The sequence below is a fragment of the Streptomyces mayteni genome, assembly GCF_054783955.1.
On record NZ_BAAGPR010000008.1, the window covers coordinates 1 to 15,988 of the forward strand.

Here is a 15,988-nt window from a genome sequence, read left to right on the forward strand (position 1 = left end):
GTTGATAGGCCGGAGATGGAAGCCGTGTGAGCGGTGGAGTTGACCGGTACTAATAGGCCGAGGGCTTGTCCATAGATGCTCGCGTCCACTGTGAAATTTTTCGGCCATCAGGGTGCCCTTTTAGGGTTCCGGTGGTCATGGCGGTAGGGAAACGCCCGGTTACATTCCGAACCCGGAAGCTAAGCCTGCCAGCGCCGATGGTACTGCATGGGGGACCGTGTGGGAGAGTAGGTCGCCGCCGGACAATTTTTGAAGCAGAACGAAGAATGGGGTTCGTCAAGGCAGTTGGCCTTGTCGGGCCCCATTCGCATGCCCTGAACAGGGTGCTTTGTTACCGTGGCCGCCATGAGTGGTGAAGCGCGGCTGATGTGGGACCAGGGCGTCACGCGGTACGACTTCGGTCCCGGGCATCCGATGGACCCGTTGCGGCTGGATCTGACCATGCGGCTGGTGGAGGCGTTCGGCCTCGACCGTCACATCGAGGTGGTCGCCGCCAAGGCCGCCGGCGACTCCACGCTGCGGCTGGTGCACGAGGCCGACTACCTCGCCGCGGTCCGGCGGGCCTCCGTGGACCCCTCGGACGCGGACCAGTGGATGGGCCTCGGCACCCCCGACACTCCGGCCTTCGTCGACATGCACGACGTCTCCGCGCTGATCGCCGGTCAGTCCGTCGCCGGGGCCGAGGACATCTGGCGCGGCACCGTCCGACATGCCGTCAACTTCGCCGGCGGGCTGCACCACGCGATGCCGTCGGCCGCCTCGGGCTTCTGCGTCTACAACGACGCCGCCATCGCCATCGCCAGGCTGCTCGAGCTCGGCGCCGACCGCGTCGCCTACGTCGACCTCGACGTGCACCACGGCGACGGCGTGCAGACCGCGTTCTGGGACGACCCGCGCGTGCTGACCATCTCCGTCCACGAACACCCCCGCTTCCTGTTCCCCGGCACCGGCCGGCCCGAGGAGACCGGCGGGCCCGGTGCGCCGGGCAGCGCCGTCAACCTCGCGCTGCCCGCCGGCACCTCGGACGCCGGCTGGCTGCGCGCGCTGCACGCCGTCGTCCCCGAGCTCCTCGCGGAGTTCCGCCCCCAGGCGCTGGTGACCCAGCACGGGGCCGACACCCACTTCGAGGACCCCCTCGCGCATCTCACCCTCAGCCTCGACGCCCAGCGCGCCGCCGCCGAGGCCTGCCACGGCTGGGCGCACGAGCACGCCGACGGGCGGTGGCTGGCGCTGGGCGGCGGCGGATACGCGATCGTCGACGTGGTGCCGCGGATCTGGACCCACCTGGTCGCCGTCGCGGCCCACCGCCCCATCGAGCCCGAGACGTTGACGCCCGAGGAGTGGCGGTCGGCCGTGTACCTGCGCACCAGGGAGGGCGGCCCGCAGCGGATGACCGACGGGCGGCGGCCGTCCTGGCGGGGCTGGGAAGCAGGCTACGATCCGGCCGACGAAGTCGATCAGGCCGTCCTGGCCACCCGGCGGGCCGTGTTCCCGGCGCACGGGCTGCTTCCCGAGCACTGACGCCGCGCCGGGCGCGCGGTGTCGCGCCCCGGCCGCGCTGGTTCGATGTGCCGGCGCTACGTCAGGGCGGCCGGGGCCGGTCCGACGACAGGATGGTTCACACTCGCCCCAGCGCATGGGTGATCTATCGACAAAACGACCCGATTCGGTCTACGTCGTCCGCCGCGCCCCGACGGGCCGCCTTCGCCCCGGCCGCACCGCTCCGACACGGCTTCAGCATCCCAGGTCCCGGTGGCGCACAGCAGTTCCCCGGCTCCGTCACGGCCGGCCGTCCGCGGTGGCCAGCGCCGCCGGTCGACGAGCCTGCGGCGCAGGTCAGCCGGGCGGCGGCGGCGAGCGTGCGGTGGGCGCCGGTGGCCGCGCGGGGTTCGCGGGGCAGGCGGGGGGCAGGGTCCCGGCAGCGGTTCCGCCCACCGTCTCGCGACGAGCCGGCCGCGGCGAACCGCTCGCGCGCTATGTGCTCAAACGGGCTTCTCTGTCACGTTAAGAGCCCGCTCGTTGTAATCGGCCGGTTGGGGCACCTCTTCCCCACTCGCATCACCCGCCCCTAATCTGGGGAGGAGCGCACATGCGAGAGGGAGTCACCGGAGGGGAAGCCGGTGTCCGACATGTGCGGAAGGTCAGGTGTTACATGGCTGCTGAAAGGCTTCTGAGCGAGGCCAAGTTCCTGACCGTGGCGGAGGTCGCCGCGGTGATGCGAGTCTCCAAGATGACCGTGTACCGGTTGGTGCACGCCGGTCATCTGCCCGCGATCCGGGTGGGAAGGTCCTTCCGGGTTCCCGAGCAGGCGGTTCACGAGTACCTCCGGGAATCCTTCGTCGGCGTCGAAAGCGCCTGACAGGGAACGCCGTTCGAAAGGGGGCGGTGCCCCACGGCGCCCCTCGATTAACCCGTATCACTCGGTGACCGGTAGGCTGGCCCCATGTAGGTCGTGTGGGCTCGGACGCCCCGCACCGAGTAATCGAAGTGAGCGAGGGTAGTCGTGGGCTCTGTCATCAAGAAGCGGCGCAAGCGGATGGCGAAGAAGAAGCACCGCAAGCTGCTGAAGCGTACGCGCGTACAGCGCCGCAACAAGAAGTGAGCGAGCGCCGCTGAGCCGGCCCTCCCGTCCGTGTCGACGGGAGGGCCGCACGCGTTTTCCGGGCCGCGGTGAGTTCGTGAAGTGGGGTGGCGCCAGTGGGCAGGACCGTGCTCGTCACGGGTGCCGCCCGGCAGCTCAGCGGGTGGTTCGTGCGGCATGTCCGGCGCGATCCCGAGGTGGAGCTCGTCGTCGGCGTCGACACCCGCCGCCCCGGCTACCCCATCGGCGACATGCGGTTCGTGCGGGCCGACATCCGGCTGCCCTCGATCGTGACGGTGCTCGCCGAGCACCAGGTCGACACCGTGGTGCACCTGGACGTCCAGGGGATCGCGTCCTCGCCAGGCATGGGGCGCTCGGCGGTCAAGGAGCGCAACGTGCTGGGCACGCTGCAGCTGCTCGGCGCCTGCCAGAAGCTGCCGGGCCTGCGGCGGCTGATCGTCGCGTCGAGCACCCAGGTCTACGGCAGCGGGCCGCGCGATCCCGCGGTGCTCTCCGAGAGCGCCGCGACCCGGCCGCAGCCGGGCGGTGGCTTCGCCCAGGACGTCGCCGAGATCGAGGGCTACGTGCGGGGCTTCGGACGGCGTTGCCCCGAGGTCGCCGTGACCGTGCTGCGCTTCGCCCACCTGCTGGGCCCCGGCTCCGAATCGGCGCTCGGCGCCTACTTCCGGCTGCCCGTGCTGCCAACCGTGCTCGGCTTCGACCCCCGGCTGCAGTTCGTGCACGAGCACGACGCGGTCGACGTGCTGACGCGGGCGGTGCGTGATCCCGCCCTCGTCGGCACGTTCAACGTGGCGGGGGACGGCGTGCTGCTGCTCTCCCAGGCCGCGCGGCGGCTCGGCCGGCCGACGGTGCCGGTCGCCGGATCGCTGACGCCGTGGCTCGGCATGCTGCTGCGGGCGGCCGGCGTGGACGGCATATCAGGCGAGCAGTTCCGGGCCCTGGTGCACGGCCGGGTGGTCAGCACGGCGCGGCTGCGGGCGGCGCTCGGCGGCCCGTTGGAGTACTCGACGGCCGACGCGTTCGCGGACTTCGCCGTGGCGCACGGCCCCGGGCTACTGGCCCCGGAGCGGGTGGGGCGGGCCCTGGACCGGATGGAAGGTGCGTTGCGGCATGGCTGACGCCAAGGCCAAGGTCATTCCCATCGGCCCGATCGGCGACGGCGGCCGGCGGCCGCGGGACGGGCACGAGGAACCGGACGAGGTCGGCGGCGAGCCGACGCTGGCCGCGCTGGCCAGGGACGCGGCTCCGCCGCCGTCCGGGGCCGCCGGCGGGCTCGACCAGGCGCTGGCCAGAACGTTCGCGTTCCTGCGGCGGCGGCTCACCGGCGACTACGAGGTCGACGACTTCGGCTACGACGAGGACCTCACCGACGAGGTGCTGCTGCGGGTACTGAGGCCGGTCTTCGAGCGGTACTTCCGGGTCGAGGTGCGGGGCGTCGAGAACATACCCACCGAGGGCGGCGCGCTCATCGTCGCCAACCACTCGGGCACCCTGCCGTGGGACGGGCTGATGCTCCAGGTCGCGGTGCGCGACCGGCACCCGGCCGAGCGGCATCTGCGGCTGCTCGGCGCCGACCTGGTGTTCCAGCTGCCGGTGATCAACGAACTCGCGCGGAAGGCCGGGCACACGCTGGCCTGCGCGGAGGACGCGCAGGAACTCCTGGAGCGGGGCGAACTGGTCGGCGTGATGCCGGAGGGGTTCAAGGGGCTGGGGAAGCCGTTCGCCGACCGGTACAAGCTCCAGCGCTTCGGCCGCGGCGGCTTCGTGGCGACGGCGCTGCGGGCCCGGGTGCCGATCGTGCCCTGTTCGATCGTGGGGGCCGAGGAGATCTACCCGATGCTGGGGAACTCCCGGGTGCTGGCCCGACTGTTGGGCCTGCCGTACTTCCCGGTGACGCCGACGTTCCCCTGGCTCGGGCCGCTGGGCGCGGTGCCGCTGCCGACGAAGTGGATCATCCAGTTCGGCGAGCCGCTGGAGACCAGGGACCAGCCGCCTGAGGCGGCGGAGGACCCGATGCTGATGTTCCAACTCACGGACCAGGTACGGGAGACGATCCAGCACACGCTCTACAAGCTGCTGGTGGGGCGGCGGTCGGTGTTCTTCTGACGGTGCGCCCTGGCGCGCGCCCGGCCTCGGGAGGGGCCGGGTTGCGGTGGGTGGGTGGGTGGGTGCGTCGCGTTGGGGGCGGGCCTGGCGGCCCGCCCGCCGGGCGTGCCGGCCTCCGGCCGGGCGAGGCCGTGCCGGGGCGGGGACGCCCCGGAGCCGTCGACTGTCTGCCTTGCGGCGGCGCTGCGCCTTGCCGGCCGCCGGCCGAGGCCGGGGCGGGTCGGCCTTGGGCCGTCGGCTGTCCGCCTTGCGGCGGCGCCCGACCGTGGCTGCGCGGCCGGCGTCCGGCTTTCGCGGGTGGCGGGGTGTTCCGTCGGCCGTGCGGTTCCAGGGCGCCGTCCGGCGTTCTGGCACATCGACGGCTGCCAGCTGGCCTCGCCGGGCGGTGTGCCAGAACGCCGGACGGCGGTCGTACCTGTTGGCCTTCGGCTGGCCGGGGAGCGGCGTGCCGCCCGGCGGGTCGGCCTAACGGCTTTCCGCTGGTGGCGAGCGCCGGTTGCCTTCCGGTCTTGCGGGCCGCTGGGCTGCCGGCCGGTCCGGCTCCGTGGGGTGATGCGCAGGGCCGGCGGCTGGCCTGACGGCCCGGCCTTACCGGCGTTTCACCGGCTGGCGCGGCCCGCGCAGGCCAAGTTCGGGCCGCCCAGGGCTCTGTCCGGGGGCCGTCCGGTCAGTTCTCCTTCATGTCGAGGCCGAGGCGGGGGAGGAGGTCTTCGACCAGTGGGGGGATGGTGACGTCGGTGGTGCCGAGGCCGGGGGTGTCGGGGGAGGACTGGCCGGGGGACTCGGGGGTGGGGTCGGTGGTGCCGTCGGGGAGGAGGTCGGAGGCTCCGGGGAGCGCGGGGACGCCGAGCAGGCCGGGGGCTTCCTCCGAGGGGTGTTGTTCCGGGGTGTCGGTGGGGGACGCCGAGGCGTCGTCCGGGGTGCCGGTGTCCGGTTGGTGGTCGTGTCCGGCGGGGGAGTCGGCCTCGGCCGACGGCTGGTGGGCGGTCGTCGGGTCGTGGCCCGCGCTGGCCGTGTTCCGTGGTTCGCGGGGGAGCACGGACCGCAGCGGGGCGATGTCGTCCTCCATGGCGTCGAAGACGTCGCTGACCTCCGCGCCGACGCCGCGCAGCTGGGCGGGGAGCCGGAGGCGGAGGTCGGCCCAGACGTCCCGGTGGTCGGCGGAGAAGTCCGACAGGGACGCCATCGGGTCGATGGAGCCGTCGTTCGCGTAGGCCCCGGCGAGCAGCCGGTGGCCCTCGGTGGCGTCGTCGCGCATGTTGGAGAGGGCGCGGTGGATGGCGCCGAGGTCCTCGTCGTCGAGGGCGCCGGCGCGCTGTCGTTCGAGCAGCCGGCGGGCCTCGTTGAGCCGGGTGCCCGCGTGGTCGAGGTAGACGCGGCCCCGGTCGACGTCGCCGTCGGTGAAGTCGAGGCGGAGGTCCTCCATGCCGCGCTTGAGGCCGTAGAGGGTGTCGCCTGGGAGGGCGTTGGTGCTCGCGGCGGCGACGCCGCCGAACGCGCCGGCCGCCACCCCCATCGTGAGGCCCCCGGCCGCCAGGCCCTTGGTGAGCCTCGAGCGCGGCCGCAGGGCGCTCAGCCTGGGCACCGGAACGGCCCGGTGCGTGCCGCGGCCCGAGCGGAGCCGGCGGGGGCCGGGCAGCCGCTCGGCCGGCCGTGCCGCGGCCTCGCCGCCACGCTCCAGGGCCGCGATGAGCATGGCTCGCTGCTCCGCCTTGGCCTCGGCTCGGAACTCGGGTCTGGGGAGCGCGGCCAGCCTGTCCACCACGGAGAGCAGGGCTACCTGCTCCGGCCCGTCCGCCGGCCCATCCGCCGCCGCCGGCCCGCCGTCGAGCCTGGGCTGCTCGAGCCCGGTCTCGTCCAGGAGCTGGGCGAAGGCGTTGGCCCGGCGGTTGGCCGACACGGATCCGATCACGGGCTGCACCTCCTCTCGTCACAGGATCGACGCGACTCGCTACCGACGGTGTGGAGCGAGTGCAGTGCTTGTCCAATTGGCGACAACGAGCGGACGGGCACTCGGGTTACGGCTGGCAGATAATGTGACCGATCGGGTGAGGTTGATCACGCTCTGTTTACCGATGGGGGTGACGCGTGCGGGCTATCTCGCGTCGTCGGGCAGCAGCCTCGCGAGGGTGCGAACGGCCCGGTATTGCAGGGTTTTGATGGCTCCCTCGTTCTTCCCCATCACCCGGGCGGTCTCCGCGACGGAGAGGCCCTGGAGAAACCGCAGCGTGACGCATTCCTGTTGCTGGGGGTTGAGCTTGCGGACGGCTTCGAGCAGCGCGGAGTTGGCCAGGGACTCGAGCACCGAGTCCTCCGGGCTCCGCTCCACCTCGTTGGCGTCCAGCATCTCCCCGGTGGTGACCTCGAGACGGAAGCGGCTGGACTTGAAGTGATCGGCGACCAGGTTGCGCGCGATGGTGACCAGCCATGCGCCGAAGTCGCGGCCCTGCCAGGTGAAGGTGCCGATGCGGCGCAGGGCGCGGAGGAAGGTCTCGCTGGTGAGGTCCTCCGCGGTGGCCCGGCCGCCGACCCGGTAGTAGATGTAGCGGTAGACCGTGTCCGAGTAGTGGTCGTAGAGGCAGCCGAACGCCTCGGCTTCGCCCGCCTGGGCGCGCTCCACGAGGTCCATCATGCGGCGGCTGTCGCTGGGGGCCGTGTCGCGCGTGGTGGACGCCCCGGCGGCTCCGGAGCGGGCGCGTCTGCCCATGGTGGCGGTGCCGGTGGTGCCGGTCGCCCCGTCGGCGAGGGCGTAGGCCGGGGCGGCGGTGGTGGCGGGGACGGGTGTGGCGAGGGTGGGGACGGCGTACGCGGTGGGGACGAGGGTGCGCAGCCGGTGGACGACCGTGGTGCGCAGCGTAGCCAGGCCCGAGGCGTCAACCCCGACGTGTGGGTACACGGGACTCCCAGAGGCAGAGCTTCCAAACATGTGCAGCGGCGGGCCCTCCATCCCGGTCAACTGTCCGGGAACTGGTGGGGACCGGATTGCGTCTGAGGAGAATAACGCTTCGTACTGACAGTGCTACGCGTAGTTGCGAAAATCGCCGATTCGGTTTGATCTGTTACGCGTTGTGTATAGCGCGCCACGCAAACGCCATGGTCTTCATGATCGCCGCATGATCGGATTTGCCGGCTCGCTGACCGAGTTCGACCGATGGGGGTGTGGGGGTCTGACGGCGCCCGGCGCGGGGTAAGAGACAGGAGTTGCCCGCCTGGCGGTGGGGAGGCGGCCGGTGACCAGCGCGTTCCGCGGCGCTCGAACAGCGGGTCAAGGGGAGGTTCGGCGACCGGACCCCGGTGGGTTCGGCGGCGGTTCCGTGACGGTTCGGCGGCGGTTCAGCGGCGCCGGCGGTGGAGCGCGAGCGCTGCGGCCGCGCCACCCACGACGGCCCCGGCGCCGGCCGCGGCCGGCACGCCCACGCGAACGGCCTTGCGCCCCGTCCGGTAGTCGCGGCGCCGCCAGCCCATGGTGCGGGCGTGGGCCCGCAGTTTGCTGTCCGGGTTGATCGCGTAGGGGTGGCCGACGAGGGTGAGCAGCGGGATGTCGTTGGCCGAGTCGCTGTAGGCGGCGCACCGTTCGAGGTCCAGGCCCTCGGCCTCGGCCAGCGCGCGGACGGCCGCCGCCTTGGCCGGGCCGTGCAGCGGCTCGCCCACCAGCCGGCCGGTGTAGACCCCGTCGACCGACTCGGCGACGGTGCCGAGCGCGCCCGTCAGGCCGAGCCGGCGGGCGATGATGGTCGCGGTCTCGACGGGCGCGGCCGTCACCAGCCAGACGCGCTGGCCGGCGTCCAGGTGCGCCTGCGCGAGGGCCCGGGTGCCGGGCCAGATCCGGCCGGCCATGTACTCGTCGTAGATCTCCTCGCCGATCGCCGTCAGTTCGGCGACGCGGTGGCCGCGCACGATGGAGAGCGCGCTCTCCCTGGCGTCCTGCATGTGCCCGGCGTGCTCGGCGCCGGCCAGCCTGAAGTACGCCTGCTGCCAGGCGAACTTGGCGAGCTCGCGCTTCCGGAAGAACTTCCGCTTGTAGAGGCCCCGGCCGAGGTGGAAGATCGCGGCGCCCTGCATCACGGTGTTGTCGAGGTCGAAGAACGCGGCGGCGTTCACGTCGCCGGGCACCGGGAACTCCGGCTCCTCCTCGGCGGCTTGGTCCTCGACTGCCTTGCGGGCGGCCTCGGCGGACGCCTCGCCGGCGAGGCGGGTGCGGTCCGTGGTGGGGCGCCTGCGGGGGGTGAGCCAGTGGGGGCGTCGGGCGGCCATGAGGGGGCGCTTCAGGCGGGGCCAGGCCATGGGGTCGACAATACCGGCCCCCTGCGGGGGGCTGGACCGAGGCCTGTCTGCCCCACCACCCTCCCCTTTCGCGTGGCGCGCGGGTTCTCCCCACCCCTCCCCCAGCTAACGGCCCCCAGCCATGGGGGTCCCCCCGGACGGAGTCTGGGGGAGGCTGGGAGGTGCCCCCCAGGGAGGTGCCCCCACAAGCCCTTTCCGCCGCCCGCCGCAGGCAGGCGACCGGCGCTCCGCGCGGAGCGGGGGCGAGCCCCGGGGCAACCGCAGGTGGGCCTGCGGCCCGTGCGGCGCGCGGAGCCCGGCCCCTCCGGGCCGGCCCGGAGGGGCCGGGCAGCCTCCGGTCGGCCGCGGGCGGGCCTGCGGCCCATGCGGCGCCAGGTGGCGGCGCGCGGCCCCCGGCCCGAAGGCTGGGCGGGACTGCGGCCCGCGCGGTGCCGGGTGGCGGCACGGCTGCGGGCCGGCCGGCGCAGGCGGCGCCGGCCGCGACTAGCGGCGTGGGTGTGCCTGTCGCCGGGGTCGTGCCCGCGTGCCGGGGTGGGGTGACGTATCCCGGCGATGTCGCGGCGGGAGCCGTTGGGGAGGCGTTCCCCGCGCGGCGGGGGCGACGTGCTTTGCGTAGCGGTGCGAAGCCGGCGCCGGCGTGCCGCCGGCGCCGCGCAGCGTGGGGCCCGGCCGGGTCCCACGGCCGGCGAGGGGGGCTGGCCGCCCGTAGGGCACGGGCGCTGCTCCGCGCTCCGGGCGTGGCCCCCGGCCCGAAGGCCGGCCGCGCCTAGCCGGCGCGGGTCTGCCCGTCGCTGGGGCAGCGCCCGCGCGCTGGGCAGGCGTTCCCCACGCGGCGGAGACGACGTGCTTCGCGTAGCGGCGCAGGGCCGGCGCCGGCCGCTGGCGGGGCCCGCAGGCGCGTGTTCGCGTCAGCGGGTCGGCGCCCGCGCGGCGTAGGGTCCGGCCGGCGAGGGGGGCTGGCCGCCCGTAGGGCACGGGCGCTGTCGCGCGCTCCGGGTAGGGTGCCCCGCGCCCCACGCCGGTGGCCCCCCCCGGCTGACGTCGGGCTCGGGCTTGGGGCGATCGCTCCCTGAGGGTGCGGGGCGCTCGCTGACGGCCGCTTCCGCGTCAGCGGACCGCCCGGTGGGGCGTGGGGCCTCGCTCCACCCGCCGTCCGCCGCCTGGCGGCCAGGCCAGGCGGGGCGGGCCCGCGCCTTCGCGCTCAGAGCCGGTTTGGTTTGGGGCGGGTTGGCGCGAGAATGGCGGCATGAGTCCCCTGCTTCGCCCGCGGCGCGGGAGTGGTGTTCGGTTGGTGACGTTGATCGGGAAGCCCGGGTGTCATCTGTGTGACGCCGCGCGGGAGGTGGTGGTCGCGGTCTGTGGGGAGGTCGGGGTGGCCTGGGAGGAGAAGGACATCACCCAGGACGAGGAACTGCACCGGCTGTACTGGGAGCAGATTCCGGTCGTTCTCGTCGACGGCGAGCAGCACGACTTCTGGCGGGTGGATCCGGGGCGGCTGCGTCGGGCCTTGGGGGCTTGACCTGGTTTGGATTACCATTCGGGGTCGTTTTCTCCCCCGCCGGCCGCAAACGTGAGGAGTGTGACCGGGTGTCCTCGTTGGCGTATGTGGCACCGGTCACTTTGGCCAGACAAAACGGACGCAATCTTTGTGCACGCGTTCACAAAGGCATAGCCTGGGCCGGACGGAGCCGTGCCGGCGTACATGTGTGCGCCTCGCGCGCCCGCCCTCCGCTTGGCCCGACCGGCAGGAGCACCGTGGCAACTGGCCGAAATCACCGACCGGCGACCCGTAGCCGAGGAATTCCCGAGGCGACGGTCGCCCGGCTCCCGTTGTACCTGCGGGCGCTGACGGCGCTGTCCGAGCGCTCGGTGCCCACGGTCTCATCCGAGGAGTTGGCCAGTGCGGCCGGGGTCAACTCGGCCAAGCTCCGCAAGGACTTCTCGTACCTGGGCAGCTACGGCACCCGTGGCGTCGGGTACGACGTCGAGTATCTCGTCTACCAGATCTCCCGCGAGCTCGGGCTCACCCAGGACTGGCCGGTCGTCATCGTCGGCATCGGCAACCTCGGGGCCGCGCTCGCCAACTACGGCGGGTTCGCGTCCCGCGGCTTCCGGGTCGCGGCGCTGATCGACGCGGATCCGTCGATGACCGGCAAGCAGGTGGCCGGCATGGGGGTCTCCCACGTGGACGACCTGGAGGAGATCATCCAGGCCAACGGCGTCTCCATCGGCGTCATCACCACCCCGGGCGGCGCCGCCCAGCAGGTGTGCGACCGGCTGGTGGCGGCCGGCGTCACCTCGATCCTGAACTTCGCGCCCACCGTGCTGACCGTCCCCGAGGGCGTCGACGTGCGGAAGGTCGACCTGTCGATCGAGCTGCAGATCCTCGCCTTCCACGAGCAGCGCAAGGCCGCCGACGAGCTCGCCGCGGGCCCGGCGGGCAACGGCGCGCGGGTGCCGGCGTCCCCGCGGCGCGCGCGGCGGGCCGAAGAGGGCCCGGAGGGCGACATCCCGGCGGTGATGCCCGCATGACTCTGCTGGTGATCGGTCTCAGTCACCGCAGTGCCCCCGTCAGCGTGCTGGAGGCGGCCGCGCTCGCGCCCGACGCCCGCGGCAAGCTGCTGCGAGACGCGACCAGCGCCGCGGGTGGGCCGGGCGCGGCCGAGCGCCCGCCGGCGATCGAGGCCGCGCTGCTCGCCACCTGCAACCGGATCGAGCTCTACGCGGTGGCGGAACGATTCCACGCCGGCGTCGCCGAGCTCAGGGCGCTGCTCAGCCGGTACGCCGGGGTGAGCCAGGCCGATCTCGAGCCGTACCTCTACACCCACCACGAGGACCGGGCCGTCGAGCACCTGCTGAGCGTGGCCTGCGGCCTCGACTCGATGGTGGTCGGCGAGGGCCAGATCCTCGGCCAGATCAAGTCGGCGCTGGCGCTCGCCCAGGACGAGCACACCGCGGGGCGGCTGCTGAACGAGCTGTTCCAGCAGGCGCTGCGGGTCGGCAAGCGGGCGCACAGTGAGACCAACATCGACCGGGCCGGCCAGTCGCTCGTCACCTTCGGGCTCGAGCAGCTGAGCGACGGCTCGGGCGACACCGCGTGGGTGCGCGGCCGGCGCGCCCTGGTGATCGGGGCCGGGTCGATGTCGTCGCTCGCCGCGACGACGCTCGCCCGCGCCGGTGTGTCCGAACTGGTGATCGCCAACCGGACGCTGGAGCGTGCCGAGCGGCTCGCCGCCGGCCTGGCCACCCCCGAGGCCACCCCCGAGGGCGCCCCCGAGGGGCCGCGCGCCCGCGCCGTCCCGATCAACGCCATCTCCATCGCGGCCGAGCTGGCCCTTGCCGACATCGTGGTGTCCTGCACCGGCGCCACCGGCCTCGTGCTCACCGCCGATGCCGTGGCAGGCGCGGTCCGCGAGCGGGCCCGCCGCCGGGGCGCGACCGGCGCCCCGCCCGAGCTCACCGTCCTCGACCTGGCCATGCCGCGCGACGTCGAGGCCACCGTGCACGACGTCGAAGGGGTGCGCCTCGTCGACATCGAGTCGCTCGCCGCCGCCTCAGTCGACGCGCCGATGGCCGCCGACGTGGACGCGGTGCGCGGCATCGTGGCCGAGGAGGTCGCGACCCTCGGCGCGGCCCGCCGCGCCGCGCACACCACCCCCACCGTCGTCGCGCTGCGCGCCATGGCCTCCGAGGTGGTGGCCGGCGAGCTGGCCCGCCTCGAGGGCCGGCTGCCGGACCTCGGCGAACGCGAGCGTGCCGAGATCGGCAGGGCCGTGCGGCGGGTCGTCGACAAGCTCCTGCACGCGCCGACCGTGCGCGTCAAGGAGTTGGCGGCGGAGCCGGACGGCGCCTACTACGCGGCCGCGCTGCGCCAGCTGTTCGATCTCGGCACGCCGCTCGAGCCCGAACGGCGTGAACAGAAGGAGCGGTCATGAACGCACAGCGAGCCCTCCGGCTCGGAACGCGGCGCAGTCCGCTCGCCATGTCCCAGTCACGGGGCGTCGCCGAGCGGCTCGGCCGGCTCACCGGGCGGTCCGTCGAGCTGGTCGAGATCACCACCTACGGGGACGTCTCCCGGGAGAGCCTGGCCACCATCGGCGGCACCGGGGTCTTCGTCACGGCGCTCCGCGACGCCCTGCTGGCCGGCGAGATCGACTTCGCCGTCCACTCCCTGAAGGACCTGCCGACCCAGCAGCCGGCGGAGCTGGCCCTGGCGGCGGTGCCGACGCGCGCCGATCCCAGGGACACCCTGGTGGCCAGGGACGGCCTCGACTTCGAGCGGCTCGCCGTCGCGGACGGCCGGGCCAGGATCGGCACCGGCTCGCCGCGCCGGATGGCCCAGCTCAACGCGTGGGCCCGGGCTCTCGGTTGCGAAATCGAAACGGTCCCGATCCGGGGGAATGTAGACACCCGCATCGGGTACGTGCGCTCCGGCGAGCTCGACGCCGTCGTGCTCGCCGCCGCGGGTCTTTACCGCATCGGTCGGGAGGCGGAGATCACCGAATTCCTCGCACCCGACATCGTCCTGCCCGCCCCCGGCCAGGGGGCACTGGCGGTCGAGTGCGCCGTGTCGAACACGGCCCTCACCGCCGAGCTCGCCGAGCTCGACGACCCGCACACCCGGGTCGCCGTGACCGCCGAGCGCACCCTGCTCGCCACCCTGGAGGCCGGCTGCAGCGCACCCGTCGGTGCGTACGCGGACCTGCTCCCAGGGGAGGACGGGCAGACCGTCACCGAAATGCGCCTGCGCGGCGTCGTCGGCACCACCGACGGCTCCACGCTGGTGCAGCTGTCCACCACCGGCCCCGTACCGGCTTCCGTCGGGGAGGCCGCGGCCATCGGCCGCGAACTCGCCGAGGAGATGCTCGCCAAGGGCGCGGCCGGTCTGATGGGGGAGCGAGCACATTGAGCCCCATTACCGCACGCACCGCACAAACCAAGCGGGTCAGGACGACGTCGACCGCCGCCACCACGGGCGGTCCAGCCCCCAACACCGCTGACGACAGTGTCAGTTACGGGCATGTCACCTTCCTCGGTGCCGGACCAGGAGATCCGGGTCTGCTCACGCTGCGGGCCGTCGACGCGCTGGCCCAGGCCGAGGTGCTGATCGCCGATCCCGCGGCCTACGAGGTGGTGCGCGCCCACGTCAGGGCGGGGACGGACGTCCCGCTGCAGGCCACGGGCGCGGACACGGAACAGCCCCACGGCGCGGCGGCCGGGACCGTCGACGCCGCTGATCTTGCCATGCACGCCGCGCGCCGCGGCAAGCGGGTGGTGCGAGCGGTCGCCGGCGACCCCGGCATGGACGCCGACGCCACCGCCGACATGCTCGCGCTGGCCGCCGAGGGCATCACCTTCGAGGTGGTGCCGGGCATCGCCCACGGCGTCGGCGTGGCCGCCTACGCCGGGGTGCCGCTGCGCGACCCGGAGGGCGGCGACGTCCGCTTCGTCGACGGGCCGAACGCCGACGACCGCTGCTGGACGGAGGTCGGCGCGAGCGACGCCACCGTCGTGGTCTCCACCACGCTGGAGGCGGTGGCCGTCACGGCGGCCCGCCTGGTCGCCGCCGGCCGCAAGCCGGACACCCCGCTGTCCGTCACCGTGGCCGGCACCACGACCCGGCAGCGCACCTGGACCGCGACGCTCGGCACCGTGGAGCGCACGCTGAAGTCCGCCAAGGTGCTGCCGTCGGCCGAGGGTGACCGGCCCGCGATAGCCGTGGTCGGCGAGCGCAGCGCGCCGGCCCAGCGCGACCAGCTCGCGTGGTTCGAGTCCAAGCCGCTGTTCGGCTGGAAGGTGCTTGTGCCACGCACCAAGGAGCAGGCGGCCTCGCTCTCCGAGCAGCTGCGCTCGTACGGCGCGGTGCCGAGCGAGGTGCCGACGATCGCGGTGGAACCGCCGCGTACCCCGCAGCAGATGGACCGCGCGGTCAAGGGCCTGGTGACCGGGCGGTACGAGTGGATCGCGTTCACCTCGGTGAACGCCGTCAAGGCGATCCGCGAGAAGTTCGAGGAGTACGGCCTGGACGCGCGGGCCTTCGCCGGGATAAAGGTCGCCGCGGTCGGCGAGCAGACGGCGCGGGTGCTGCAGGAGTTCGGCGTCCGGCCCGACCTGTTGCCGAGCGGCGAGCAGTCCGCGGCCGGGCTGCTGGAGGACTGGCCGCCCTACGACCCGGTCTTCGACCCGATCGACCGGGTGTTCCTGCCGCGCGCCGACATCGCCACCGAGACGCTGGTGGCGGGGTTGGTCGAGCTGGGCTGGGAGGTGGACGACGTCACGGCCTACCGCACGGTGCGGGCGTCGCCGCCGCCGGCCGAGACGCGCGAGGCGATCAAGGGCGGCGGGTTCGACGCGGTGCTCTTCACGTCGTCGAGCACGGTCAGGAACCTGGTCGGCATCGCGGGCAAGCCGCACAACGTGACGGTGATCGCGTGTATCGGGCCGGCGACGGCCAGGACCGCCGAGGAGCACGGCCTGCGGGTGGACGTGATGGCGCCCGAGCCGTCGGCGCTGGCGCTGGCGGAGGCCCTCGCCAAGTACGGGGCCGCGCGGCGCGCGACGGCGATCGAGGCGGGCGAGGTGCTGAAGCGGCCGAGCGAGAAGCGGCCGCAGCGACGGCGGTCCCGAGCCTGACCGTCCTGCCGGACGGAGCGGCTCGAAGGGACCTGTGTTGGCGCGGGCCTGAGCGAGTGGGTGGGCACCGGGGCGTTCTCCCCGGGCCCGCCCCACCCGGCCCTCCGGGCCGGGACAGGACGGGGACGGCCCTGCGGGCCCGGATACCACGGGTTTCGGCCCTGGGCCGTAGGCCCGCTGGGCCTCCGGCGGTGGTCCTTCGGACCGTTGGCCCGCGCGGACTGCCCGGGGCCTGCGGCCAGGTGCGAGGGCCCGTGCCGGGCCGGCAGGGCCAGGCAGGGCCGGCCTGTGTGGCCGTCGCGGTCGCGGCGGCGGGCTGGCCGTCAGGTTCCCGGCCCCCGAGCCGGTTGGGCGCGACCGCCA

The 15,988-nt window shown here is 73.8% G+C and carries 13 protein-coding genes and 1 rRNA gene; 11 read left to right on the forward strand and 3 right to left on the reverse strand.

Annotation, left to right across the window (positions count from 1 at the left end; all coding sequences use genetic code 11):
* Positions 1-127: 127 nt before the first annotated feature.
* The 6 genes from rrf (at position 128) to ACYVPE_RS05840 (ending at position 4,708) form a co-directional block, all read left to right on the forward strand.
* Positions 128-244 (forward strand): 5S ribosomal RNA (rrf, locus tag ACYVPE_RS05815).
* Between the two features lie 101 nt (positions 245-345).
* On the forward strand, positions 346-1,521 hold the full coding sequence (locus tag ACYVPE_RS05820) for an acetoin utilization protein AcuC (protein ID WP_461032311.1): 1,176 nt from the start codon (positions 346-348) through the stop codon (positions 1,519-1,521).
* Positions 1,522-2,152: 631 nt separating this feature from the next.
* The gene (locus tag ACYVPE_RS05825) at positions 2,153-2,359 is read left to right on the forward strand and encodes a helix-turn-helix domain-containing protein (RefSeq protein WP_052849337.1); all 207 of its coding nucleotides are present in this window, start codon (positions 2,153-2,155) and stop codon (positions 2,357-2,359) included.
* Positions 2,360-2,503: 144 nt separating this feature from the next.
* Positions 2,504-2,602, forward strand: a complete 99-nt coding sequence (locus ACYVPE_RS05830) for a 30S ribosomal protein bS22 (RefSeq protein WP_003948845.1) — start codon at positions 2,504-2,506, stop codon at positions 2,600-2,602.
* 95 nt (positions 2,603-2,697) lie between these two features.
* Positions 2,698-3,720, forward strand: coding sequence for an NAD-dependent epimerase/dehydratase family protein (locus ACYVPE_RS05835; protein ID WP_461032312.1), 1,023 nt, complete (start codon positions 2,698-2,700; stop codon positions 3,718-3,720).
* Positions 3,713-4,708, forward strand: a complete 996-nt coding sequence (locus ACYVPE_RS05840; protein WP_461032313.1) for a lysophospholipid acyltransferase family protein — start codon at positions 3,713-3,715, stop codon at positions 4,706-4,708. The genes ACYVPE_RS05835 and ACYVPE_RS05840 overlap by 8 nt, the downstream gene beginning before the upstream one ends.
* A 667-nt stretch (positions 4,709-5,375) precedes the next feature.
* Here ACYVPE_RS05840 and ACYVPE_RS05845 read toward each other — a convergent pair.
* The 3 genes from ACYVPE_RS05845 to ACYVPE_RS05855 all read right to left on the reverse strand — a co-directional run bounded on the left by ACYVPE_RS05845 (position 5,376) and on the right by ACYVPE_RS05855 (position 8,992).
* Entirely contained in the window at positions 5,376-6,620 is a 1,245-nt protein-coding gene (locus ACYVPE_RS05845) for a DUF5667 domain-containing protein (protein WP_461032314.1), read from the reverse strand.
* A 183-nt stretch (positions 6,621-6,803) separates the two neighbouring features.
* A complete protein-coding gene (locus ACYVPE_RS05850; protein WP_461032315.1) occupies positions 6,804-7,604 on the reverse strand; it encodes an ECF subfamily RNA polymerase sigma factor, BldN family in 801 nt (266 codons plus the stop codon).
* Positions 7,605-8,041: 437 nt separating this feature from the next.
* Complete coding sequence (locus ACYVPE_RS05855) at positions 8,042-8,992, reverse strand: HAD family hydrolase (protein WP_461032316.1); 951 nt, start codon at positions 8,990-8,992, stop codon at positions 8,042-8,044.
* 1,246 nt (positions 8,993-10,238) lie between these two features.
* Between ACYVPE_RS05855 and ACYVPE_RS05860 the strand changes: the two genes are divergently transcribed.
* From ACYVPE_RS05860 to ACYVPE_RS05880, 5 genes are all read left to right on the forward strand, one after another.
* Positions 10,239-10,511, forward strand: a complete 273-nt coding sequence (locus tag ACYVPE_RS05860) for a glutaredoxin family protein (RefSeq protein ID WP_461032317.1) — start codon at positions 10,239-10,241, stop codon at positions 10,509-10,511.
* Between the two features lie 236 nt (positions 10,512-10,747).
* The gene (locus tag ACYVPE_RS05865; RefSeq protein WP_461032318.1) at positions 10,748-11,524 is read left to right on the forward strand and encodes a redox-sensing transcriptional repressor Rex; all 777 of its coding nucleotides are present in this window, start codon (positions 10,748-10,750) and stop codon (positions 11,522-11,524) included.
* A complete protein-coding gene (locus ACYVPE_RS05870; protein ID WP_461032319.1) occupies positions 11,521-12,927 on the forward strand; it encodes a glutamyl-tRNA reductase in 1,407 nt (468 codons plus the stop codon). Before ACYVPE_RS05865 ends, ACYVPE_RS05870 begins: the two co-directional genes overlap by 4 nt.
* Positions 12,924-13,901: a hydroxymethylbilane synthase gene (gene hemC, locus ACYVPE_RS05875; protein WP_461032320.1), complete on the forward strand. Its 978-nt coding sequence runs from the start codon at positions 12,924-12,926 to the stop codon at positions 13,899-13,901. The genes ACYVPE_RS05870 and hemC overlap by 4 nt, the downstream gene beginning before the upstream one ends.
* On the forward strand, positions 13,898-15,625 hold the full coding sequence (locus tag ACYVPE_RS05880) for a bifunctional uroporphyrinogen-III C-methyltransferase/uroporphyrinogen-III synthase (protein WP_461032321.1): 1,728 nt from the start codon (positions 13,898-13,900) through the stop codon (positions 15,623-15,625). Before hemC ends, ACYVPE_RS05880 begins: the two co-directional genes overlap by 4 nt.
* Positions 15,626-15,988 lie beyond the last annotated feature (363 nt).

Bases quoted from the DNA above. Each gene is read 5' to 3' on its own strand.
- ACYVPE_RS05860 (WP_461032317.1), top strand. From the start codon at position 10,239: ATGAGTCCCCTGCTTCGCCCGCGGCGCGGGAGTGGTGTTCGGTTGGTG.
- ACYVPE_RS05855 (WP_461032316.1), bottom strand. From the start codon at position 8,992: ATGGCCTGGCCCCGCCTGAAGCGCCCCCTCATGGCCGCCCGACGCCCC.
- ACYVPE_RS05825 (WP_052849337.1), top strand. From the start codon at position 2,153: ATGGCTGCTGAAAGGCTTCTGAGCGAGGCCAAGTTCCTGACCGTGGCG.
- ACYVPE_RS05840 (WP_461032313.1), top strand. From the start codon at position 3,713: ATGGCTGACGCCAAGGCCAAGGTCATTCCCATCGGCCCGATCGGCGAC.
- ACYVPE_RS05820 (WP_461032311.1), top strand. From the start codon at position 346: ATGAGTGGTGAAGCGCGGCTGATGTGGGACCAGGGCGTCACGCGGTAC.
- ACYVPE_RS05870 (WP_461032319.1), top strand. From the start codon at position 11,521: ATGACTCTGCTGGTGATCGGTCTCAGTCACCGCAGTGCCCCCGTCAGC.
- hemC (WP_461032320.1), top strand. From the start codon at position 12,924: ATGAACGCACAGCGAGCCCTCCGGCTCGGAACGCGGCGCAGTCCGCTC.